The 23,191-nt window shown below is 62.6% G+C and carries 13 protein-coding genes and 1 pseudogene; 8 read left to right on the top strand and 6 right to left on the bottom strand.

Features of this window, described 5'->3' with window-relative positions:
- Window positions 1-246 (top strand): annotated as a pseudogene (locus C5J24_RS32510) (hypothetical protein); the annotation flags it as partial.
- On the opposite strand, the gene C5J24_RS30060 reads toward C5J24_RS32510, so the two are convergent.
- The 5 genes from C5J24_RS30060 to C5J24_RS30040 all read right to left on the bottom strand — a co-directional run bounded on the left by C5J24_RS30060 (window position 243) and on the right by C5J24_RS30040 (window position 5,654).
- Window positions 243-1,097, bottom strand: a complete 855-nt coding sequence (locus C5J24_RS30060; protein ID WP_371674855.1) for a dipeptide ABC transporter ATP-binding protein — start codon at window positions 1,095-1,097, stop codon at window positions 243-245. The pseudogene C5J24_RS32510 and the gene C5J24_RS30060 overlap by 4 nt on opposite strands.
- Window positions 1,094-1,951 carry an ABC transporter ATP-binding protein gene (locus C5J24_RS30055; RefSeq protein WP_105423287.1) on the bottom strand — a complete coding sequence of 286 codons (858 nt, stop codon included), beginning with the start codon at window positions 1,949-1,951 and terminating at the stop codon, window positions 1,094-1,096. Before C5J24_RS30055 ends, C5J24_RS30060 begins: the two co-directional genes overlap by 4 nt.
- 2 nt (window positions 1,952-1,953) lie before the next feature.
- Entirely contained in the window at window positions 1,954-2,820 is an 867-nt protein-coding gene (locus tag C5J24_RS30050) for an ABC transporter permease subunit (protein WP_046637453.1), read from the bottom strand.
- Between the two features lie 77 nt (window positions 2,821-2,897).
- Window positions 2,898-3,902, bottom strand: coding sequence for an ABC transporter permease subunit (locus C5J24_RS30045; protein ID WP_046637329.1), 1,005 nt, complete (start codon window positions 3,900-3,902; stop codon window positions 2,898-2,900).
- A 156-nt stretch (window positions 3,903-4,058) separates the two neighbouring features.
- Window positions 4,059-5,654, bottom strand: coding sequence for an ABC transporter substrate-binding protein (locus tag C5J24_RS30040; RefSeq protein ID WP_046665194.1), 1,596 nt, complete (start codon window positions 5,652-5,654; stop codon window positions 4,059-4,061).
- Window positions 5,655-6,184: 530 nt separating this feature from the next.
- On the opposite strand from C5J24_RS30040, the gene C5J24_RS30035 reads away from it, so the two are divergent.
- The 6 genes from C5J24_RS30035 (at window position 6,185) to C5J24_RS32135 (ending at window position 12,916) form a co-directional block, all read left to right on the top strand.
- Window positions 6,185-7,618: a M20 family metallopeptidase gene (locus C5J24_RS30035; protein WP_105423285.1), complete on the top strand. Its 1,434-nt coding sequence runs from the start codon at window positions 6,185-6,187 to the stop codon at window positions 7,616-7,618.
- A 133-nt stretch (window positions 7,619-7,751) separates the two neighbouring features.
- Window positions 7,752-9,107, top strand: a complete 1,356-nt coding sequence (locus C5J24_RS30030; RefSeq protein WP_105423283.1) for an aspartate aminotransferase family protein — start codon at window positions 7,752-7,754, stop codon at window positions 9,105-9,107.
- Window positions 9,108-9,182: 75 nt separating this feature from the next.
- Window positions 9,183-10,643, top strand: a complete 1,461-nt coding sequence (gene cls, locus C5J24_RS30025) for a cardiolipin synthase (RefSeq protein WP_046637454.1) — start codon at window positions 9,183-9,185, stop codon at window positions 10,641-10,643.
- 63 nt (window positions 10,644-10,706) lie between these two features.
- Window positions 10,707-11,537, top strand: a complete 831-nt coding sequence (locus tag C5J24_RS30020) for an endonuclease/exonuclease/phosphatase family protein (protein ID WP_046637333.1) — start codon at window positions 10,707-10,709, stop codon at window positions 11,535-11,537.
- 86 nt (window positions 11,538-11,623) lie between these two features.
- Window positions 11,624-12,598, top strand: a complete 975-nt coding sequence (locus C5J24_RS30015) for a threonine/serine dehydratase (protein ID WP_105423296.1) — start codon at window positions 11,624-11,626, stop codon at window positions 12,596-12,598.
- Between the two features lie 180 nt (window positions 12,599-12,778).
- The gene (locus C5J24_RS32135; protein ID WP_172717064.1) at window positions 12,779-12,916 is read left to right on the top strand and encodes a hypothetical protein; all 138 of its coding nucleotides are present in this window, start codon (window positions 12,779-12,781) and stop codon (window positions 12,914-12,916) included.
- A gap of 98 nt (window positions 12,917-13,014) precedes the next feature.
- Here the strand turns inward: C5J24_RS32135 and C5J24_RS30010 are convergent, their stop codons facing one another.
- Entirely contained in the window at window positions 13,015-14,178 is a 1,164-nt protein-coding gene (locus C5J24_RS30010; protein ID WP_245437582.1) for a M20 aminoacylase family protein, read from the bottom strand.
- Window positions 14,179-14,531: 353 nt separating this feature from the next.
- Here C5J24_RS30010 and C5J24_RS30005 point away from each other — a divergent pair, with 353 nt between their 5' ends.
- Complete coding sequence (locus C5J24_RS30005; RefSeq protein WP_371674854.1) at window positions 14,532-23,117, top strand: GH36-type glycosyl hydrolase domain-containing protein; 8,586 nt, start codon at window positions 14,532-14,534, stop codon at window positions 23,115-23,117.
- The last annotated feature ends 74 nt before the right edge of the window (window positions 23,118-23,191 follow it).

Below are 23,191 nucleotides of genomic sequence, written 5' to 3'. Positions count from 1 at the left end.
CGCCGCGCCCGCGCAATCGAGCTGTTCAGCCAGGTCGGCCTGCCCAACCCGGAAGAGCGGCTGAACCACTTTCCGCACCAGATGTCGGGCGGCCAGTGCCAGCGCGTGATGATCGCGATCGCCCGCGCGCCGTCCCATACATTCATAGGCGATCCGCTTGAGATGGGGGTGGCTCGGCTCGCGGGCTTCCTCAAACAGCAGATTTTCCAAGCTTGGAAGCGCCCGGTAGCCAGGTGCTCAGCCTAAGCTGCCGCTGTCGCCTTCTTCTTCGCCACGCGGGCACGGATCGACTCGATATCCGCCTTCGGCGTCGCCTTGAAAAGCGTGCGGGTATATTCGTGCTTCGGGTCGGAAAACACCTCTTCGCGGGTGCCGTATTCCACGGCCTCGCCGAAATACATCACCATCACCTCGTCGGCGATGTAGCGCACGACGGAGAGGTCGTGGCTGATGAAGACGTAGGTGAGGTTGAACTCGTCCTGAAGATCGGCGAGCAGGTTCAGTACCTGGGCCTGCACCGAAAGGTCGAGCGCCGAAACCGGTTCGTCGAGCACGAGAAGCTTCGGGTTCATCATCAGCGCGCGGGCGATCGCGATGCGCTGACGCTGGCCGCCCGAGAACATGTGCGGATAACGGTTATAGTGTTCCGGGCCGAGGCCGACCTTCGTCAGCATTTCGCTGGCGCGGTCGCGGCGTTCGCCGGCCGACATGTCGGTGTTGATCGCCAAGGGTTCGCCCAGCACATCGCCGATCTTCTGGCGCGGGTTCAGCGAGCCATAGGGGTTCTGGAAGACGATCTGCACCTTCTGGCGCATTTCCTGGGTCAGGTGGCCGGGGCGGGTATCGACCTTCTTGTTGTCGATCAGCAGGTCGCCGCCGGTCGGTTCGTCGATGAAGGTCAGCATGCGGGCAAGGGTGGATTTGCCGCAGCCGCTTTCGCCGACGATCGCCAGCGTCTTGCCGCGTTCGAGCTTGAAGGAAACGCCCTTCACCGCATGGATGATCTTCTTCGGCTTGAAGAGGCCGCCCGGCAGTTCGTAATCGCGCTTGATGTCGCGCACTTCGAGCATGGTGTTATCGGTCATATTATGGCTCATGCGCGTGCCTCCGGCGCGGGTTCCGGATTGCCGTCGAAGAAGGCGGAAACGGTGGTCAGGCGGTCGCCGGTCGCGTTTTCCGGCAGGGCCGCCAGCAGCGCCTTGGTATAGTTGCTCTTCGGGCTCTCGAAGAGGGAAAGCACATCGGCTTCCTCCATCTTGCGGCCCTTGTACTGCACGATGACGCGGTCGGCGGTCTCGGCGACCACGCCCATGTCATGGGTGATCATGATCAGGCCCATGCCGTTCTTGGCCTGCAGCGCCATGATCAGGTCGAGAATCTGCTTCTGGATCGTCACGTCGAGCGCGGTGGTCGGCTCATCGGCAATCAGCAGTTTCGGATTGCAGGCGATTGCGATCGCGATCATCACGCGCTGGCACTGGCCGCCCGACATCTGGTGCGGAAAGTGGTTCAGCCGCTCTTCCGGGTTGGGCAGGCCGACCTGGCTGAACAGCTCGATTGCGCGGGCGCGGCGGGCCTTGCTGTCCAGGCCGAGATGGATGCGCAGCACTTCCTCGATCTGGAAGCCGACCGTGAAACACGGGTTGAGGCTGGCGACCGGCTCCTGGAAGATCATCGCGATGTCCTTGCCGATCAGCTTGCGGCGCTCGGCCGGGCTGATGTTCTGGATGTCGCGGCCTTCGAAGAGCATGCGGTCGGCGGTGATCTTGGCGGTCCACGGGAGCAGCCCCATGACGGCGAGCATGGCGACGGACTTGCCGGAGCCGGATTCGCCGACGATTGCCAGAACCTCGCCCTTTTCGACCGAGACGGAGACGCCGTCGACGGCGCGGAACCAGCCGGTTGCGGTTTCGAATTCGACGATGAGGTTATCGATTTGCAAGAGCGCCATGATCAGGACCTCTTCAGTTTCGGGTCGAGCGCATCGCGCAGGCCGTCACCCATTAGGTTGATGGCGAGAACGGTGACGAGAATGGCAACGCCGGGGAAGGTGACGACCCACCAGGCGCGCAGGATGAATTCACGCGCTTCGGCAAGCATCGTGCCCCATTCCGGTGCCGGCGGCTGGGCGCCCATGCCGAGGAAGCCGAGAGCGGCTGCATCGAGAATGGCGTTCGAGAAGGAGAGCGTCGCCTGGACGATCAGCGGCGCGGTGCAGTTCGGCAGGATGGTGCGGAACATCAGGCGCAGCGGGCCGGCGCCGGCAAGCCTTGCGGCGGTCACATAGTCGCGGGACTTCTCGGCCATCACGGCGGCGCGGGTGAGGCGCACGAAATGCGGCTGCAGGGTGAGCGCGATGGCGATCATGCCGTTGGTGAGGCTCGGCCCGAGGATCGCGACGAGCACGAGGGCGAGCAGCAGCGACGGGAAGGCAAGGATGATATCCATCAGGCGCATGATGACGGTATCGATCCAGCCGCGGTAATAACCGGCGATCAGGCCGACGATGATGCCGCCGGTGAGCGACAGCGTCGTCACGAAGACGCCGATGAACAGCGAATACTGCGCGCCATAGATCAGGCGGGACAGGATATCGCGGCCGACAGGATCGGTGCCGAGCAGATAGGACGGGTTGCCGCCCTCGGCCCAGGCCGGCGGAAGCAGGGCGAAATCGCGATACTGCTCGAACGGCGAATGCGGGGCGATGAACGACGCGAAGATCGCCACGATGACGAGGGCGACGAAAATGACGAGGCCCAGAACGGCGCCGCGATTTTCGGAAAAGTAGAACCAGAACTCGCGGAGCATCTGGCGGCGCATCGCGGCGCTGGAAACCGGTTCGGCGATCTTGGTAACAGTGGTATCGGCCACGGGATTTTCTCCTTCTTGATGCCGGATCAGTGTCGGATTCTGGGGTTGATCAGGCCGTAGAGCAGATCAACGATGAGATTGACGAACATGATGATGGCCGCGATCAGGAGCAGGCCGCCCTGGATGACGGCGTAGTCGCGGCGGAAGACGCTGTCGACCATCCACTTGCCGATGCCCGGCCAGGAGAAGATCGTCTCGGTCAGGATGGCGCCGGCGAGCATGACGCCGATCTGCAGGCCGATCGTGGTGATGACCGGGATCATGGCGTTGCGCAGCGCATGGATGCCGACGACGCGGAAGGGCGAGAGGCCCTTGGCGCGGGCGGTGCGGACATAATCTTCCGAGAGCACTTCCAGCATGGCGGAACGCGTCTGACGGGCGATGACGGCGAGCGGAATGGTCGCAAGCACGATCGACGGAAGTGCAAGATGGCTGATCGCCGAGGCGAAGGCGCCCTTCTGCCCCGACAGCAGCGAATCGATCAGCATGAAGCCGGTGACCGGCGGGAAGAAGAACATCAGCGAGATGCGGCCGGAAACCGGGAACCATTGCAGGGTGCCGGAGAACAGGATGATCAGCAGCAGGCCCCACCAGAAGATCGGCATCGAATAACCGACAAGCGCGATGCCCATCAGCCCCTGGTCGAAGATCGAGCCGCGCTTGATCGCGGCGATCACGCCGGCAGGAATGCCGAGCGCGACGGCGATGACGATGGCACAGAAGGAAAGCTCCACGGTCGCCGGAAACAGCGCCCAGAACTGGTCGAGGATCGGCTTCTTGGACACGATCGACGATCCGAAATCGCCGGTCAGCACGCCGCCGAGATAATCGAAATACTGGACGACCAGCGGCCGATCCAAGCCGAGCTGGGCACTGATCTGGGCATGCCGCTCCGGCGACATGACGCGCTCGCCGGAAAGAAGCGCAACCGGATCACCCGGCAGAAGTCGGATAAATGAAAAAGCAATGATCGAGACCCCGATGAAAGTCGGGATCAACACGGCGATACGCCGCAACAGGAAGCCAAACATTCGAAACCTTCGTGGTTTTTGGTTCGTGGCCGATTCACGGTTTTGTCAAGCCATGAAGACGGCAATCGTGGCGTCTTCGCCAAATTTTGGCGTCTCATAAGAAAATGCCGCGGGAAACGCAACGCGTCCCGCGGCAAAATCGTCGTGAAGCAGAAATTACTGCGCGATATCGACCGCTTCGAAGGTGAAGTCGCCGAGCGGGCTCTGGGTAAAGCCGGTCACGCCCTTGCGCATCGGTACGACCGAGAGGGAGTGATCGATGGTTGCCCAGGGAGCGTCCTTCTTGAAGATCGCCTGAGCCTCTTCGTAGAGCTTGGTGCGCTCGGCCAGGTCGGAGACGACCTTGGCCTTCTTCACCAGAGCGTCGAACTCCTTGTTGCACCACTGAGCGCGGTTGTTGCCGCCGACGGCGTCGCAGCCGAGCAGCGTATCAAGGAAGTTGTCCGGATCGCCGTTGTCGCCGGTCCAGCCCATGATGGCGGCGCCATCGCGGTTCTTGTCCTTCGAACGCTGCAGGTATTCTGCCCATTCAAAGGAAACGATCTCGACCTTGACGCCGATCTTAGCAAAATCGTCCTGGATGATTTCGGCCGCGCGGCGGGCATTCAGCATGTAGGGACGCGAAACCGGCATCGCCCAGACCTTCATGGAAAGGTCCTTGACGCCTGCGTCGGCTAGCATCTTCTTGGCCGCTTCGAGGTCGTACGTGTCGTCCTGGGTGGCCTTGCTGTAGGACCACATGGTCGGCGGGATCGGGTTGACGGCAGGTGTCGCCATGCCCTGGAAGACGGAATCGACGATCGCCTTCTTGTTGATCGCCTTATTCAGCGCCTTGCGGACTTCCAGCTTGTCGAACGGAGCCTTGGTCGTGTTGTAGGCGAGATAGGCGACGTTCAGGCCTTCCTGCTCCAGAACCTGGAGGCTCGGATCAGCCTTCATGGCCTTCACATCGGCAGCGTTCGGATAGGGCATCAGGTGGCATTCGCCGGCCTTGAGCTTCTGGTAACGAACGGCGGCGTCGGTGGTGATCGCGAACACGAGGTCGTCGATCTTCGGAGCCGGGCCCCAGAAATCGGCGTTCTTCTTGAAGCGGATGACGGCGTCCTGCTGGTAGCCGACGAAGGTGAACGGACCGGTGCCGACCGGCATCTGGTTCAGCTGTTCCTTCTTGCCGGCCTTGTCGAGGCTGTCGGCATATTCCTTCGACACGATCGAGGCGAACGGCATGGCGAGGTTGGCGAGGAACGGTGCTTCCGGACGGTTGAGCGTGACCTTGACGGTCAGGTCGTCGACCTTCTCGATCGACTTGATCAGCTTCGGAAAGCCCATGCCGTCGGCATATTCCCAGGTCGCGCCGGAAATGTACTTGTTCCAGGCGTTCTTCTCGTCGATCTGGCGGCCGATCGAGAAGACGACGTCGTCGGCGTTCAGGTTACGGGTCGGCTTGAAGAAGTCGGTCGTCTGGAACTTGACGTTCGGACGCAGCTTGAAGGTGTAGACCGTGCCGTCAGCGGAAATCTCCCAGCTCTGGGCGAGGCCTGCTTCCGGCTGGGTCGTGCCCGACTTGAACTCGAGCAGGCGGTTGTAGATCGGATGCGCCGAAGCGTCGAAGGTCGTGCCGGCGGTATAGATGCCGGGGTCGAAGCCTTCCGGAGAACCTTCCGAGCAATATACGAAGGTCTTGGCGCTGGCGCCGCTTGCGAAGAATGTTGCCGACAGCAGCGCTGCGGCAAGGGTGAGTTTGTATTTCATTTGGATCTCCCGATGACCTGTGGCCGGCTTATACGCCGTACCCGGTGGATGTCTTCAGCTGGAATGGCGCGTATATAGCGCCCAACGACTGGTATTCCCGTGTTCACCTCCTGGCCGGCGATATTTCGCTGCGGCCGGCCTACAAAATGCGTTTCTCCTGGCGGGTCCGCTCCGGCCTTTAGGCCGTGCATGCCCCTGTTACCTGATTCCGATCAACGGCCTCCCGCCGTATCGAATTTCACGCCCGCTTCATTCTTTAGAAAATTTTCCACAAAATTGGCCAAATCTCGGTGCATTCTTATTGGTTTCGGCGCGTTTCGTAGATTTGCCTGCGGGCCGTGGCGCGGGAGCATAACGATTATGATCCGGTTGTCGAGATACTAACATTCGCGTGCCAATCACATCCGCATTCCTTCCCCTCCATCCCTCCGCACAGCCTGTTTTTGCTGCAATGCCGCATTGCCATCGGCCAGGAATTGGCTACGGTTCGGGCCTTCCGACCAGCATAAATCTATCGAGGCAATGGTTTCATGACGACAGGCAATTCCAATCTCCCGCTCGTTTGGGATTTCATCGACCGCAAAAAAGAGGTCTTCACGGAACTCGCGGACCGCGTCTGGGAGACGCCGGAAACCTGCTACATGGAGACGCTTTCGGCTGCCGCGCATCGCGAAATGCTGGAGGCGCAGGGCTTCAAGATCACCGAGAACGTCGCCGGCATTCCGACCGCACTGATCGGCGAGGCGGGCGAGGGCGGTCCGGTGATCGCCTTCCTCGGCGAATACGATGCGCTGGCCGGTCTCAGCCAGAAGGCCGGCGTCACCCGGCATGACCCGACGACCCCTGGTGCCAACGGCCATGGCTGCGGCCACAATCTTCTCGGTTCCGCATCGCTGCTGGCCGCGACCGCGCTGAAGGATTGGCTGGAAAAGACCGGCACTCCCGGCCGCGTGCGATATTACGGCTGCCCGGCGGAAGAGGGCGGTGCTGCCAAGGCGTTCATGGTGCGGGCCGGTGCCTTCGAGGATGTCGACATCGCAATCAGCTGGCATCCGAGCAATTTCGCCGGCGTGCAGCGGGAGACCTCGCTTGCCAACTGCCGGATCGATTTCACCTTCACGGGCCGCGCCGCGCATGCGTCGGCCGTGCCCGAACTCGGCCGCAGCGCACTCGATGCCGTCGAACTGATGAGCGTCGGTGTCAATTATATGCGCGAGCACATGCCGTCCGATAGCCGCATCCACTATGCGGTCCTGGATAGCGGAGGCATCTCGCCGAACGTCGTGCAGGCGCATGCCAAGGTACGCTACGTCGTCCGCTCCGCGGATCTGCCCGGCCTTTTCACGCTGATCGGACGGGTCAAGAAGGTCGCCGAAGGTGCGGCGCTGATGACCGAGACCAAGGTTGAGAGCACGATCCTGGCCGGCGTTTCCAACCTCGTCGTCAACACACCGCTGATGGACGTCATGCAGGATGTCTGGGACAGCATGGGCCCGCCGCCGTTCGACGCCGTGGATATCGAATTTGCCGAACAGATCCGTGCCACGCTGACGCCGGAAGACATTGCGGCAAGCTGGAACCAGGAGCGCCTGGAACAGCGGGATGTTCCGCTTGCCGACTTCATTCTGCCGGCGCACACCGAAAACCGCCAGATGGGCGGTTCGACGGATGTCGGCGATGTCAGCTGGGTGGTGCCGACCGTGCAGGCCTATGGCGCGACGCTTGCCGTCGGCACCCAGCTTCATACCTGGCAGGTGGTGGCGCAGGGCAAGAGCCCGCTTGCCCACAAGGGCATGGTTTCCGTCGCCAAGGCGATGGCCGCGACCGGCCTGGCCGCCATGACAAGCGATCAGCTCCGCGAGGCGGCCTGGGCCGATCTCAAGAAGCGGCGCAAGGGACAGGACTACAAAAGCCCCATTCCGGCCGGCGCCGAACCTCCGGTCGCGGCAATGACGCTGAAATGACCAAATAAACTGATCGACGCGTCAACTATTTTGAACGGTCGGCCCCTCTGAAAACGGCGATTTGGGCTGTCCAATATCGCCGTTTCCGCCTATGAAATTTATACGCCGTTGCGTGTCTCACAGGAGGTCCGTCGTGACTATTCAGCCCAATTCCATCGAAGCCCGGGACAAGGCTTACCAGCTTCACTCCTACACCAATGCCCGCGCGCTGGAGCGTGACGGATCGCTGGTGATAGACCGCGGCGAGGGCATCTATGTCTACGACGTGAACGGCAACAAATATATCGAGGGCATGGCCGGGCTCTGGAGCGTCGGCGTCGGTTTCGGCGAAAGCCGGCTCGTCGAAGCGGCCGCCAGGCAGATGGCGAAGCTCCCCTATTACCATACCTTTACGCTCCGCAGTCACGGCCCGTCGATCGATCTTGCCGAGAAGCTGATCCAGATGGCGCCGGTGCCGATGTCGAAGGCCTATTTCACCAATTCCGGTTCCGAGGCCAACGACACCGCCATGAAGATGGTCTGGTATCGCTCGAACGCGCTCGGCAAGCCGGAAAAGAAGAAGATCATTTCGCGCATCAAGGGCTATCACGGCGTCACGATCGCCAGCGCCAGCCTGACCGGCCTGCCGAACAACCACCGCTCCTTCGACCTGCCGCTTGCCGGCGTCTTCCACACGACCTGCCCGCATTACCGTGCCTTCAAACAGGAAAACGAGACGGAGGGGGCCTTCGTCGAGCGCTGCGCCAAGGACCTCGAAGACCTGATCCTCAGGGAAGGTCCGGAAACCGTCGCCGCCTTTATCGGCGAGCCGGTCATGGGGGCGGGCGGCGTCATCGTTCCGCCGGCCGGTTACTGGGATGCGATCCAGAAGGTGCTCAGGAAATACGACATCCTGCTGATCGCCGACGAGGTGATCTGCGGCTTCGGGCGCACCGGCGAGATGTTCGGCACCACGACCTATTCCCTGCAGCCGGACATCATGACGCTGTCGAAGCAGATTTCGTCGTCCTACCAGCCGATCTCGGCGCTGCTGATCAACGAGAACGTCTACGGACCGCTTGCCGACGAATCGGCGAAGATCGGCACGTTCGGCCATGGGGTGACCGCGGCCGGCCACCCGGTCGCCGCGGCGGTCGCGCTGGAAAACCTGGCGATCATCGAGGAACGCGACCTCGTCGGCAATGTCCGGGCGCTCGCACCGAAGTTCCAGAGCCGGTTGAAGGCGCTGGAAAGCCATCCGCTGGCGATCGAAGCACGCGGCGTCGGCCTGATCGGCGCCCTGGAGCTGAAGCCACGCGACGGTTTCGCGGCCGGCCAGCTCGGTCCCAAGCTGCTGGCGATCATGCTCGAAAAAGGCCTGATTTCGCGGGCGATCGGCGACTCGCTGGCGCTCTGCCCGCCGATGATCATCAACGAGCAACAGATCGACACGATCTTCGACACGTTCGAAGCTTCGCTCGAGGTCTTCGAGAAGCAGCTCGCCGCCTGATACCTGCCGGAGCCGCGCTAACCTATTGGTGCGGCTCCGATTGCGATTGCGCGAAGCGCGCCTATATTGCTCGCCATGCTCGATCTCATCGAACCCTACTGGCCGCATATCCTCTTCGTTTTGTCGGTCCTGATGGGGGCCGCAGCTGCGATTCACGCAGCGATGACCAAGGAAGAAGTCCGCTCGGCGATCGGCTGGGTCGGCGTCATCGTTCTGTCTCCGATCGTCGGCGCGCTGCTTTACCTGGTCGCCGGTATAAACCGCATCCGCCGATCGGTGATCAGCGACCGCCGCGCGCTGCTGCAGGGAGAAATCCGCGCGCATGTGGTTTCCTACGACGCGACGAACAACCGGATCATCGAGGATTTCGGACACCGCTTCCGGGCGATGAAGACGCTCGGCGACCGGGTGACGCGCCACCGGCTGACGACCGGCAATACGATCGTCGCGCTCGATACCGGCGACGAAGCCTATGGGGCGATGCTGAAGGCGATCGCCAAGGCGAAACGCAGCCTCATCCTCGAGACCTATATCTTCGACCGGGACAGGATCGGCATCCGGTTCGCGGAGGCCCTGATTGCCGCGGTCAAGCGCGGCGTCGAGGTGCGGGTGCTGATCGATGCGGTCGGCGCCCGATATTCTGTTCCGAGCGTGCTCGGCATGCTGAGAGACGGCGGCGTCACCGCCGATGTCTTCAACGGCAACGTTATCATGGGGCTGCGGCTGCCTTACGCGAACCTGCGCACCCACCGGAAGATCCTGGTCATCGACGGCCGGGTGGCGTTTACCGGCGGCATGAACATCCGCGAAGGTTTTTCGAGCGAATTCAGCGGCAACAAATGTTCGTTCGACACCCATTTCAAGGTAACCGGGCCGGTTGTCGCGGACCTGTTTGCAATTGCCGCCGCCGATTGGCGATATGCCGCCGACGAGGCGTTGGAGGGCGCGGCCTGGGCGCTGCAGGCGCCGGAGACGGAGCCCGGTTCGCCGGTCATCATGCGCGCCGTTTCCTCCGGCCCCGACCGGAGCGTCGAGACGAACCACAAGATGCTGATGGGCGCGTTTTCCGTGGCGCGCTCCTCGATCCGCATCGTGTCGCCCTATTTCCTGCCGGACCGCGAACTGATCACCGCGCTCGTCACGGCTGCCCGGCGCGGGGTGGAGGTCGATATCGTCGTGCCGACCGCCAACAATCTCGTTCTGGTCGATCGGGCGATGACAGCCCAGTTCGACCAGATGCTGAAGAACTACTGCCGGATCTGGCGGGCATCCGGGCCGTTCAACCATTCCAAGCTTCTGGTGATCGACGGGCGCTGGGCCTATGTCGGTTCCTCGAACCTCGATCCGCGATCTCTCCGGCTCAATTTCGAGGTCGATCTCGAAGTCCTGGATTGCCCTTTCGCGGAAGCTTTGGAACGAAGGATAGACCTGGCCATTTCTTCCGCAACCGAAGTGACGCTCGATGGGTTGATGGCAAGGCCCTTCCTCGTGCGTCTCATCGAACGCGTGTTCTGGCTGGGATCACCCTATCTCTAGTTGCTGGATAGATGGGCCGCTTGCCCTATAAATTTCATTGATCGGCGAATAGTCAAAAGAACCATGCGGGAAAAACGTCCCAATCTTCCAAAAAGCATTCTGGCTTCCATCCGGGCTCGAAGGAACCGCGGCGCTGGAACGCATGAGGGGCGCGAACGCGGTCACGGCATGCTGATCGCCTCCTACAACGTTCACAAATGCGTGGGTATTGACGGCAGGTTCGATCCCGCCCGCACCAGCCACGTGATCCGCGAGATCGGCGCCGATGTGATCGCGCTGCAGGAAGCGGATTCCCGGTTCGGCGAGCGGCGCGGTCTGCTCGACCTTGCGTGGATGGAGCGGGAGACGGGGCTTTTCCCGGTGCCGGTTTCCGGTGTCGCCAAGGCGCATGGCTGGCATGGCAATGTGATCCTCTTTCGCGAAGGCCTGGTGCGCGACGTTCATCAGGTCAAGCTGCCGGGGCTCGAGCCGCGCGGTGCCTTGATCACCGAACTGGAGCTCAAGGACGGCAGCGCATTTCGGATCATCGCCGCTCATCTCGGACTGCTCAACCGTTCGCGTCAGCAGCAGGCCCGCATGATCCTCGACATTCTGCGTTCGCGTGACGAGCAGCCGACCGTGCTCATGGGCGACCTCAACGAATGGCGGCTTGGCGACCGCTCCTCCCTGAACACGCTTGCGACCGTCTTCGGTCTCCCGGCTGCGGTGCCGAGCTTCCCATCGCGCCTGCCGGTGCTGGCGCTCGATCGCATTATGGCGAACCAGCCCGGGCTGATCGATGCCGTCGAAACTCATGACAGCCCGCTTGCGCGGCTTGCATCCGACCACCTGCCCATCAAGGCGGTGGTGAAGCTCGGTTCCCTGCCGTTGTCCCAAGGAGCGGAAGCCGGCTGAACCGACCCTTTCCGGTCTTTACCGAAATGGAAACCGCCGATAGGTTTGCGGCCTCACCGCCTCGCCCTCCGAACGGAATTTCCCGCATGACCGATATTGCCATGATCGAAGCCGCCCGTGCCCGTCTCGACGGCCACGCACGCCGCACCCCGCTTTTGTCCTCGCCCTTCCTTGACGACATCGCCGGGCGGCGCATCTTCGTGAAGCCGGAATGCCTGCAGCACACCGGTTCGTTCAAGTTTCGCGGCGCCTGGTCGGCGATCTCGGCGCTGTCGCCCGACGTCCGGGCCAAGGGCGTGATCGCCTTCTCCTCGGGCAACCATGCCCAGGGCGTGGCGCTGGCGGCCAGGATGCACGGCATTCCGAGCGTGATCATCATGCCGTCCGATGCGCCGCGCATCAAGATCGAGAATACCCGCGCCTATGGCGCCGACGTCGTGCTCTATGACCGCCTCAACGAGGATCGCGATGTGATCGGCGCGCGGCTGTCGCAGGAGCGCGGCCTGACGTTGATCAAGCCGTTCGACGAGCCGCTGGTGATTGCCGGCCAGGGTACGACCGGGCTCGAAATCGCCGAACAGGCCAGGGAGGAAGGCATCGAGAAGGCCGACGTGCTGGTGCCGACGGGCGGCGGCGGCTTCATTTCCGGCGTCGCGCTGGCCTTGAACGCCAAGGCGCCGGGGTTTGTCGTCCACCCCTGCGAGCCGCAAGGCTTCGACGACGTGACGCGGTCGCTGGTCTCGGGACAGATCGAGCGCAATGCGACCCAAGGCGGTTCGCTTTGCGATGCGATCGTCACGCCGCAGCCGGGCAATATCACCTTCCCGATCATGTCGCGGCTTTGCGGCGCGGGTCTCGTGGTGACCGACGACGAAGCGTTGCATGCGGTGGCGCTTGCCTTCAGCCGGCTGAAGATCGTCGTGGAACCGGGTGGCGCGGTGGCATTGGCGGCCGCTCTTTTCCATGGCGAGACGCTGGGCGATACCGTGATTGCCGTCTGCTCGGGCGGCAATATCGACCCGGATATCTTCCGTTTGGCGCTGGATCGTTTCGGCGCCTGAGGGGCTCGCAAGAGGCCTGGGTATAATAAACCGTTAAACACCCGGAAGGGCCGTTAAGAAAAAAGGATTTTCTACGGAACTGGTGGCAGCTTGGAACATTATCTCTATCGGCTTGGTATAGATAAGCTAGGATAGGTTTAACGTCCGAAAAGGGCGAAAGCAGAACCCGGGAGACATCCAATGCGTCATATTGAGCATCAGACACGGTCTTTCGCAAACCGCGGTATCGCGGGCAAATGGCAGTGGGCGGCGAATACCGCCCTGGTGACGGCAGCCTTCATCTTCGTCGGCGCCGTGACACTCGGCCTTTTCCCCTGAGGCCTTCGGGCTTCGCCTTTTGAAATTCGGGCTTGGTCCCCCAAGACCGAAAACACCTCCCGCGCTTCGCCGCCCGGGAGGTGTTTTCGTTTAAGGGCCTATTTCGCCGGGAGATAGGCTTCGGCAAGCTCCACCCAGAAGCTCGTCCCGATCGGCAGTGCGTCGTCGTTGAAGTCGAAACGCGGGTGGTGCAGCGGCGGATCGTTGTCGGTGCGCTTGGTGCCGAGCAGGAAATAGGTGCCCGGCCGCTCCGCCAGCATATAGGCGAAATCCTCGGCGCCCATGGACGGGCGGGGCAGGTCGACGACCTTGTCCTCGCCGACGACACGACGGGCGAGATCGCGGACGAAATCCGTTTCCGCCTTGTGGTTGACGGTCGCCTCGTAACCGCGCTTGTAATCGAGCGTGACGCTCATGCCGTAGCTGGCGGCCTGGCCTTCGGCGACCATCCGGATGCGCCTTTCGAGCTCGTTGCGGACGTCCGGGTCGAAGGAGCGGATGGTGAGCAGCATTTCCGCCCGCTCGGGAATGACGTTGCTCGCCATGCCGGCATGGAAGGCGCCGACGGTGATCACCATCTGGTCGAGCGGGTGGATGTTGCGCGAGGCGATCGTCTGCAGCGCCATGATGATGCTCGCGCCGCAGACGATCGGATCCGACGTATCCTGCGGCTCGGCGCCGTGGCCGCCGTGGCCATTGACCGTGATGCGGCATTCGTCGACCGCCGCCATCATCGGACCTTCCTTGACGCCGATCTGGCCAAAGGCGAGGCTGGGATCGTTATGCAGGCCGAACACGGCATCGCATGGAAAGCGCTCGAAGAGGCCATCCTCGATCATCAGTCTCGCGCCGCCGAAATTCTCCTCCGCCGGCTGGAAGATCAGATGGATCGTGCCGTCGAAATTCTTCCTCTCGGCAAGGATTTTAGCGGCACCCAGCAGCATCGCGGTGTGGCCGTCGTGGCCGCAGGCATGCATCAGGCCTTTGTTCCTGCTGGCATACTCGGCGCCGGTCTCTTCCTCGATCGGCAGTGCGTCCATATCGGCACGGATGCCGATCGACCGGCCGCCGGTGCCGTTCTTCAACGTGGCGACAACGCCTGTCCTGCCGAGGCCGCGGGTGACTTCATATCCGAGGTCCGTGAGCTGCCTGGCGACGAAATCGGATGTGTTGAACTCCGACAGGCCGAGTTCCGGATATTGATGAAGGTAACGGCGGGTGGCCACCACGTCGGCCATGTCATTGGAAAACTGGATCGTCATTGCTCAAAACACCGAAAGTTCGATTGGATTGGTTGCGGGGCACGACGAGATCGCCCTTGTGTCACGAGATGAATAGCAGCGCGGCCCTTGGAAGGTAACCCTCGGTGTTAAATTTTGCTCGGTTGGGTTGCCGCAAGACGTTCTGGCGCGCCTGTTGCGCAAGTGCGGAATTCCTCGAATTATCAAGGGCCTGCTTCCGTTCAGGTTTCATTCAGGCTAGGCTCGATAGAGCCGGAATATGTGTCAATCCGCAGGAAGTGAGCAATAGATTCCAGTCAGTCATTTGCAATATCCGGACTGCTCTCTATTTCCCATCCTCGCGGGCTTGCATCCTGCCGGTCACCATAATCCAAATGATGACTGGCGCTTCCGATGCAGGCCGAGTAAGGCGAGGCCGACAAACCCCTCAGAGTTTTCAGCAGAAGCCCGTATCCATGTCATTTCACACTCCGCCGTCAGCTTCCTCGCGCGAAACCGAAGCCAAGCAGATCGATCACAACGATTCGATCCGCTCGACCTATTTCAACATCGATGCATTGCGGGAATGCGGCGAGAAACTCGGCAAGGAGGGCACGCCCAGCTTGCCGGGCCTGATGGAGTTCGAGTTCTTCAAGCGGCATCATGAAAACGAGAAGGAAATCCTGCGGGTCTATCGGGCGACTGCGACCGACGTCGATGCCGGCGCGTCGATCACGCCCGCCGCCGAATGGCTGCTCGACAATTATTACATCGCCGAAGAGGCGATCCAGGAAGTCCGCCGCGACTTCCCGAAAAAATTCTTCCGCCAGTTGCCCACGATGACGGTCGGTGGCCAGGAATTGCCGCGTGTACTGGTGCTCGCCTGGCTCTATGTCGCCCATACGCACAGCAGCGTTTCCCGCGAGGCGCTGGCCGCCATGGTCCAGGGTTTCCAGGTCAAGGAACCGCTCGAGATCGGCGAGCTCTGGGCGCTGCCCTCGTTCATCCGTTTCGTGCTGATCGAGAACCTGCGCCGCATCGCGACCCGCGTCGATCGCTCGCGCAACATGCGCCGCCGCGCCAACGAGACGGCCGACGAGATCATCCGCCTCAATAACGAGGAGGCGAGCGCCGATGTCCTGAAGGGCATCGAGAGCCTGACGAACGACAATACGTTCACGGCACAGTTCCTCTATCGCCTTCGCAACGCCTCGCAGACATCGGGGTTTGCCGTCGCCTGGCTCGAGCAGCGTCTCGAACAGGCGGGCACCGACGTCGAAGAGGTGATGCTCGCCGAGCAGAACCGCCTTTCGTCCGGCAACGTGACGATGGGCAACATCATCAAGAGCCTGCGCGAGATCGACGATACGGAATGGAGCGTCTGGTTCGAAGACGTTTCGCAGATCGACAAGATCTTCCGTCTTCGCACCGATTATCAGGCGCTCGATTTCGGCTCGCGCAACGCCTATCGCAACCGTATCGAACAGATCGCCCGCCGCTCACGCAAGAGCGAGGCCGAGGTTGCGGAAGCTGCCATCCAGCTCGCCGAAAAGGCCGCGGCGGAAGAAAATGCCGATCCGCGCGAGACCAATGTCGGCGCCTTCGTGGTCGGCCGCCGCCGCCGGGAGCTTGAAGCGGCAGTCGGTTATGATCTGCTGTTCGTCCAGAGGTTTGTCCGGCTTGTCCGCCGCCTCAACTGGTTTGCGATCGCCGGCCCGGTCATCCTCATTACCGTTCTCGCGATGGCGATCGCGGGCTGGTTCCTGGTGCAGGCGGATATTCCGCTGCCGGTCGTCTTCTTCTTCCTGCTGATGTTCGCGCTGCCGGCTTCCGAAGGCGCGACCGGCCTGTTCAATACGCTGGTGACCTATGTGGTGAGGCCGGCCCGGCTGGTCGGCTACGAATTCAAGGAAGGCATTCCGGAAGCGGCAAGAACGCTCGTCGCCGTACCCTGCCTGATCACCGACCGCGACACCGTGGACGAACTCGTCCGCAACCTCGAAGTCCATTATCTCGCCAATCCGCATGGCGAGATCTATTTCTCGCTGCTCAGCGACTGGCGCGACAGCAAATTCGAGGAGACCGATACCGACCTCGAAATCCTCGATTATGCGAAGCGCGAGATCGCGGCGCTCAACGCCAAGTATGGAGAAGACGGCAGGGTGCGCTTCTATCTGCTGCATCGCCGCCGCCTGTTCAATCCCGCCGAAGGCGCATGGATGGGCTGGGAGCGCAAGCGCGGCAAGCTGCATGAGCTCAACATGCTGCTACGCGGCGATCGCGATACCAGCTATCTTACGGGCGCCAACACCGTGCCGGCCAACGTCCAGTATGTCATGACGCTCGATGCCGACACCCGCCTGATGCGCGATGCGGTGACCAAGCTCGTGGGCAAGATGCACCACCCGATCAACCAGCCGGTGCTCGACCCGAAAACCAACCGCGTCATCCATGGCTATGGTCTGATGCAGCCGCGCGTGACGCCGTCGCTGACGACCGGCAAGGAAGCTTCGGTCTTCCAGCGCGTCTTCTCCGTCGGCCGCGGTCTCGACCCTTACGTCTTCACCGTCTCCGACGTCTATCAGGACCTGACCGGCGAAGGCAGCTTCACCGGCAAGGGTCTCTATCACGTCGATGCATTCGAGGCTTCGCTCAAGGGCCGGATCGACGAGAATTCGGTCCTCTCGCATGACCTTCTCGAAGGTTCGTTCGCACGCTGCGCCCTCGTCACCGACGTGGAACTGGTCGAGGACTTTCCGGTCCGCTACGAGGTCGAAGTCTCGCGTCAGCATCGCTGGGCCCGCGGCGACTGGCAGCTCCTCCCCTACATCCTCGATCCCAAGCGCGGCGTGACCGCGCTTGGCCGCTGGAAGATGGTCGACAACCTGCGCCGGTCGCTGACCCCGATCGCCTGGTTCTTCGCTTCCGTGCTCGGCTGGTACTTCATGGATCCGCTCGGCGCGCTGATCTGGCAGATCCTGCTGATCTTCTCGCTGTTCGTCGCGCCGACCCTCAGCCTGGTCACCGGTCTCCTGCCGGGCTCCACCGACATCGTTCCGGGCGCGCATTTCTATTCCGTCTGGTCGGACATGCGTTCGGCCAATGCGCAGGTCGCGCTCCGCGTCGTCTTCATCGCGGATTCCGCCTGCATCATGACCGATGCGATCGCCCGGTCTCTCTACCGCCTGTTCTTCAGCCGCAAGTTGATGCTGGAATGGCGCACCGCCGCCTCGATCCAGTCGAGCGCACAAGGCAGCCCGCAGGATTATTACAAGACGATGTGGCATGCGCCGGCGATCGCGGTGCTTAGCATCATCCTGGCGGCCATGCCGGGCGACAACGCGTTCCTGGTCGGCATCCCGTTCGCCGTGCTGTGGATATTCTCACCGCTCGTCGCCTGGTATGTCAGCCAGTCGGCCGAGACCGAAGACCGGCTGTTCGTGCCGGAGCCCGTGTCGGTCGAATTGCGCAAGATCGCCCGCCGCACCTGGCGGTATTTCGAGACCTTCGTGACCGCGGAGCAGAACTACCTGCCGCCGGACAATTTCCAGGAGAAGCCGAACCCGGTCATCGCCAAGCGCACGTCGCCGACCAATATCGGCGTCTATCTGCTGTCGACGATCTCGGCGCGGCATTTCGGCTGGATCAGCTTCACCGACACGATCGAGCGCATCGAGCAGACGATCTCGGCAGTTGAGAGAGCCGACAAGTTCCGCGGCCACATGTACAACTGGTATCATACCGACACGCTGCAGCCGCTGATGCCTCGCTACGTCTCGTCGGTCGACAGCGGCAACTTCGCCGGCCATCTGATCGCCATCTCGTCGGCTTTGCGTATCTGGGCCGAGGCACCTTCGGCGCACCTTCAGGGCAATCTCGACGGCATCGGTGACGTTTGCGGCATTCTGGCCGAAACGCTGAAGGCTCTGCCGGACGACCGCAAGACCGTGCGCCCGCTGCGTCGCCGTCTGGAAGAGCGTATCGTCGGCTTCGGCAACGCGCTTGCCGCGGTGAAGCGCGAGCATGAATTCGCATCGATCCGGATCATCAACCTCGCCGTGCTTGCCCGCGACATCCAGAAGCTCGCGGTCAACCTCGACCAGGAAGTCCGTTCGGCGCAGAGCGACGAAGTTACCCGCTGGACGGCGTCTCTCGTCGCCGCCTGCGAGGCGCATATCGCCGACAGCGTCTTCGACAATGCCAATATCGAATCGCTGCGGGAGCGGCTCGGCGTGTTGCGCGACCGAACCCGCCGCCTCGCTTTCGCGATGGATTTCAGCTTCCTGTTCCGCAAGGAGCGCCGTCTTCTGTCGATCGGCTACCGTGTCGAAACCAACGAGATCGACGAAGCCTGCTATGACCTGCTCGCATCCGAAGCGCGCCTGACCAGCCTGTTCGGGATTGCCAAGGGCGATCTGCCGACCGAGCACTGGTACAAGCTCGGCCGCCAGGTGGTGCCGATCGGTGCGCGAGGCGCCCTGGTCTCCTGGTCCGGCTCGATGTTCGAATACCTCATGCCGCCGCTCGTCATGCAGGAGCGCCAGGGGGGCATTCTCAACCAGACCAACAATCTGATCGTGAAGGAACAGATGAACCATGGCCGCCGCCTCGGCACGCCATGGGGCATCTCGGAAGCGGCGTTCAACGCTCTCGACCATCAGATGTATTATCAATATTCGAACTTCGGGGTGCCGACGCTCGGCCTCAAGCGCGGTCTCGGGCAAAACGCCGTCATCGCTCCCTATGCGTCGATCCTGGCCAGCCAGTACGACCCGATCGCTGCCTCGGAAAACCTGACGGAACTGCGCTCGCTCGGAGCGCTCGGGGTGTTCGGCTTCTACGACGCGGTGGATTTCACGCCGACCCGCGTGCCGGAAGGCAAGCGCTATGCGGTGGTGTTCAACTATTATGCCCACCACCACGGCATGTCGATCGCCGCCATCGCCAACGTCGTGATGAACGGCCTGCTGCGCGAGCTCTTCCATTCCGACCCGACCATCGAGGCTGCCGAACTGCTGCTGCAGGAAAAGGCTCCCCGCGACATTCCGGTGATGAGCGCCAAGCACGAAGAAACCCCCGGCAAGGGCCAAGGCGAACTGTTGCGCTCGGAAATCCGCACCATCACCAACCCGGCCACCAAGGACCGGGAACTGGCGCTGCTCTCCAACGGTCACTACTCGGTCATGCTCACCGCGACCGGCTCGGGATATTCCCGCTGGAACGGACTGTCTGTCGCCCGCTGGAAACCCGACCCGACCGAAGATCGCTGGGGCCAGTTCCTGTTCCTGCGCGACACCACGAACGGTGAATGGTGGTCTGCCACCGCCGAGCCGCGACGTATCGAAGGCGAAAAGACCAGGGCGATCTTCTCCGACGAACGGGCTGAATTCCACAAGACGGTCGGCGACCTCACGAGCACGGTCGAGTGCATCGTCGCCAGCGAACACGATGCCGAAGGCCGCCGCCTGACGCTGCTCAACATGGGTACCGAGGATCGCTTCATTGAAGTGACCTCCTATATGGAGCCCGTGCTGACCACCGAGGACGACGACAACGCCCACCCGGTCTTCCAGCGGATGTTCGTCCACACGGAAATCGGTCGCCGCGGCGACGTCATCCGTGCATGGCGTAACAAGCGCGCGCCGAACGAGCCGGACATGGTGATCGCCCATCTGGCCGCCGACAATGCCGGTTCGGCTCGCCCGACCGAATTCGAGACCGACCGCCGCAAGTTCCTCGGCCGCGGCCGCACGCTTTCGGAAGCTGCAGCCTTCGATCCCGGCGCGACGCTGTCGGGTACCGACGGCTTCACGCTCGATCCCATCCTGTCGCTGCGCCGCGTCGTGCGGGTGCCGGCCGGCAAGAAGGTGAGCGTCATCTTCTGGACGATCGCAGCGCCCAAGCGCGAGGAGCTCGACCAGGCGATCGAACGCTATCGGCATCCGGATGCCTTCCAGACCGAGCTCACGCAGGCCTGGACACGCACCCAGGTGCAGATGCGCCATCTCGGCGTTTCGTCGCAGGATGCCGCGGCGTTCCAGCACCTGGCGCGCTATCTCATCTATCCGGACATGCAGCTGCGCGCCGACCAGGCGACCATCCACGCCGGCATGCAGCAGCAGTCGTCGCTCTGGCCGTCGTCTGTTTCGGGAGACTTCCCGATCTTCACGCTGCGCATCAACGACGACAACGACATGCCGGTCGCCAAGGAAGCGATGAGCGCCCAGGAATATCTGCGCTCGCGCGGCGTCATCACCGATCTCGTGATCTTCAACGAGCGGGCGGCCTCCTACGCGCAGGAAATGCAGCAGGCGCTCGAACATCTCTCCGAGAGCGCCCGCCGCCTCAGCCAGCAGGAAGGCCAGCGCCAGCACGTCTTCTCGCTGCGCCGCGACATCATGGACGACGAGGGTTCGGAAGGCCTGATCGCCGCATCCCGCGTGGTTCTGCACGCCCGCAACGGCAAGATCAGCGACCAGCTCAACCGCACGGCAACGATCTTCGCGCCGCCGAAGGACCAGCAGATCGAGGTCGATCGTCGTCCGCTGCTGAACGGCGAGATCTTCCAGCCCCCGGCTCCGATCGAGGCACCGGCGGATCTCGACTTCTGGAACGGTTTCGGCGGTTTCACCAAGGACGGCAGCGAATATGTGGTGCGTCTGCACGGCGGCCAGTCGACGCCGCAGCCGTGGATCAACATCATCTCCAACGACAAGTTCGGCTTCCACATTTCGGCGGAAGGTTCAGGCTTCACCTGGGCCAAGAACTCCCGCGACTATCAGCTGACGACCTGGACCAACGACATGGTCATCAACCGTCCCGGCGAGGCATTCTATATCGCCGACCGGGACAACGGCGCTGTCATGACGCCCTTCGCAGTCCTGTCGCGCAAGCCGGAGGTCAAGTTCGAGGCCCGGCACGGCCTTGGTTACTCCGTCTTCTCGAGCGAAGAAGAAGGCCTGAAGATCAGGCTGACCCAGACGGTCGACCGGACACGGGCGGCAAAGCTCTCGTCCATCCTCCTCCATAACGGCGGTTCGGAAACCCGCAGGCTGCGCGTCTACGGTTATGTGGAATGGCTGCTCGGCGCCAATCCGGCTCGCTCCATCCCATTCATCCTCTCCAGCCGAGACGAGGAGACGGGGACGCTCTTCGCCACCAACTCCTACAGCATCGACTACCGCCGGTTTGCCTTCATGGGCATGAAGGAGACGCCGGTAGGCTTCACGGCGAGCCGCCGCGAATTCATCGGCCGCTTCGGTTCGGTCCAGATGCCGGCGGCGGTGATGTCCGCTTCTGCGCTCAGCAACGCTCTCGATCTCGACGGCGACCCCTGCGCGGCGCTCGCCTACGACATCGAGCTCGCGCCGGGCGAAGAGCGGACGGTCACCTTCTATCTCGGCGATGCCGATACGAAGGAAGAGGCTCAGGCGTTGGCGGCCCAGCTGCGCGGCGAGGAGTTCGCTCCGATCCTTGCGGCGAACCGCGACTTCTGGACCGGCTTTACCGGCCGCCTGAAGATCTCGACGCCGGACAAGTCGCTCGACAACATGGTCAACCACTGGCTGCCCTACCAGGCGCTCGGCTGCCGCATCATGGCCCGCACCGCCTTCTACCAGGCATCCGGCGCCTTCGGCTTCCGCGATCAGCTGCAGGATACCTTGGCTTTCCTGGTGCACGAGCCGTCGCTCGCCCGCCGCCAGATCGTCAACGCCGCCTCGCGGCAGTTCAAGGAAGGCGATGTGCTGCATTGGTGGCTGCCCGGCTCCGGTGCCGGCGTCCGGACGATGATCTCCGACGACGTCGTATGGCTCGCCTACGGTATCCACCAGTATGTCTCGGTAACCGGCGATGCATCGCTGCTCGACGAGGAACTGGCGTTCATCGATGGTCCGGTGCTCGAAAAGAACAAGCACGACTCCTTCTTCCAGCCGACGATCTCGACTGAGATCGCGACTGTCTACGAGCATGCGGCAAGGGCGCTGGACCTGGCGATCACGCGCACCGGCGACAAGGGCCTGCCGCTCATCCTCGGGGGCGACTGGAATGACGGCATGAACCGCGTCGGCATCGGCGGCCGCGGCATGAGCGTCTGGCTCGGCTGGTTCCTGGCCGCGGCGCTGCGCAACTTCCTGCCCTATGCGGAAGCCCGCAAGGACAAGAAGCGCATTCAGCGCTGGACGGATCATATCGAGACGCTCAAGCAGGCGCTCGAAAAGGCCGGCTGGGACGGCACCTACTATCGCCGTGGCTATTTCGACGATGGCTCACCGCTCGGCTCGAGCACCAGCGACGAATGCCGCATCGACTCGCTCGCCCAGTCCTGGAGCGTGCTCTCGGGCGAAGGCGATCCGGAACGTGCCGCCCAGGCGATGGATGCGGTGCTCGAAAAGCTGGTCGACAGCCGGGCAGACATCATCCGCCTGTTCACGCCGCCGTTCCAGGATACCCGCAAGGACCCGGGCTATATCAAGGCCTATCCGCCGGGGGTTCGTGAAAACGGTGGCCAGTATACCCATGCGGCGATCTGGGTCGTGCTGGCGCTGGCAGCTCTGAAGCGGGGCGACGATGCCTGGAAGTGCTTCCAGATGCTGAACCCGATCAACCATGCGCTGGACCGCGATTCGGCCGAGACCTATCGCGTCGAACCCTATGTGGTCGCGGCCGATGTCTATGGTCACGGTTCCCATACCGGCCGCGGCGGCTGGACCTGGTATACGGGTTCTGCGGGCTGGCTCTACCGTGCGGCGACCGAGGGCATTCTCGGCATCCGCCGCCAGGGCGACCGGCTGTTCGTCAATCCGGCGCTGCCGACCGAGTGGGATGGCTTTACCGCCGAACTGACCATCGACGACACGGTGCACAAGATCACCGTCGAAGGCGACAAGGTCACGATCGACGGTCAGGCGGTCAATGAAACGGAAGGCTTCCTTCTTGCCGGAGCCGCTGCCAAGCGTCTGCCGGAACCGGCCAACAGCTGAGGCCTCGGCCGACCGGGAAGCTTTAAGCTGTCAAAAGAAAACCCGCCGCCATGCGAATGGCGGCGGGTTTTTCA

The sequence above is a fragment of the Neorhizobium sp. T25_27 genome, from assembly GCF_002968565.1.
Lineage (GTDB): Bacteria > Pseudomonadota > Alphaproteobacteria > Rhizobiales > Rhizobiaceae > Neorhizobium > Neorhizobium tomejilense.
The sequence above is the reverse complement of the archived record's forward strand: the minus strand, read 5'-3'. Positions and strand labels throughout refer to the sequence as shown.

Excerpts from the sequence above, each read along its gene's own strand:
- C5J24_RS30060 (WP_371674855.1), bottom strand. The coding sequence starts at position 1,097 with ATGAGCCATAATATGACCGATAACACCATGCTCGAAGTGCGCGACATC.
- C5J24_RS30055 (WP_105423287.1), bottom strand. The coding sequence starts at position 1,951 with ATGGCGCTCTTGCAAATCGATAACCTCATCGTCGAATTCGAAACCGCA.
- C5J24_RS30050 (WP_046637453.1), bottom strand. The coding sequence starts at position 2,820 with ATGCGCCGCCAGATGCTCCGCGAGTTCTGGTTCTACTTTTCCGAAAAT.
- C5J24_RS30045 (WP_046637329.1), bottom strand. The coding sequence starts at position 3,902 with ATGTTTGGCTTCCTGTTGCGGCGTATCGCCGTGTTGATCCCGACTTTC.
- C5J24_RS30040 (WP_046665194.1), bottom strand. The coding sequence starts at position 5,654 with ATGAAATACAAACTCACCCTTGCCGCAGCGCTGCTGTCGGCAACATTC.
- C5J24_RS30035 (WP_105423285.1), top strand. The coding sequence starts at position 6,185 with ATGACGACAGGCAATTCCAATCTCCCGCTCGTTTGGGATTTCATCGAC.
- cls (WP_046637454.1), top strand. The coding sequence starts at position 9,183 with ATGCTCGATCTCATCGAACCCTACTGGCCGCATATCCTCTTCGTTTTG.
- C5J24_RS30020 (WP_046637333.1), top strand. The coding sequence starts at position 10,707 with ATGCGGGAAAAACGTCCCAATCTTCCAAAAAGCATTCTGGCTTCCATC.
- C5J24_RS30015 (WP_105423296.1), top strand. The coding sequence starts at position 11,624 with ATGACCGATATTGCCATGATCGAAGCCGCCCGTGCCCGTCTCGACGGC.
- C5J24_RS32135 (WP_172717064.1), top strand. The coding sequence starts at position 12,779 with ATGCGTCATATTGAGCATCAGACACGGTCTTTCGCAAACCGCGGTATC.
- C5J24_RS30010 (WP_245437582.1), bottom strand. The coding sequence starts at position 14,178 with ATGACGATCCAGTTTTCCAATGACATGGCCGACGTGGTGGCCACCCGC.
- C5J24_RS30005 (WP_371674854.1), top strand. The coding sequence starts at position 14,532 with ATGATGACTGGCGCTTCCGATGCAGGCCGAGTAAGGCGAGGCCGACAA.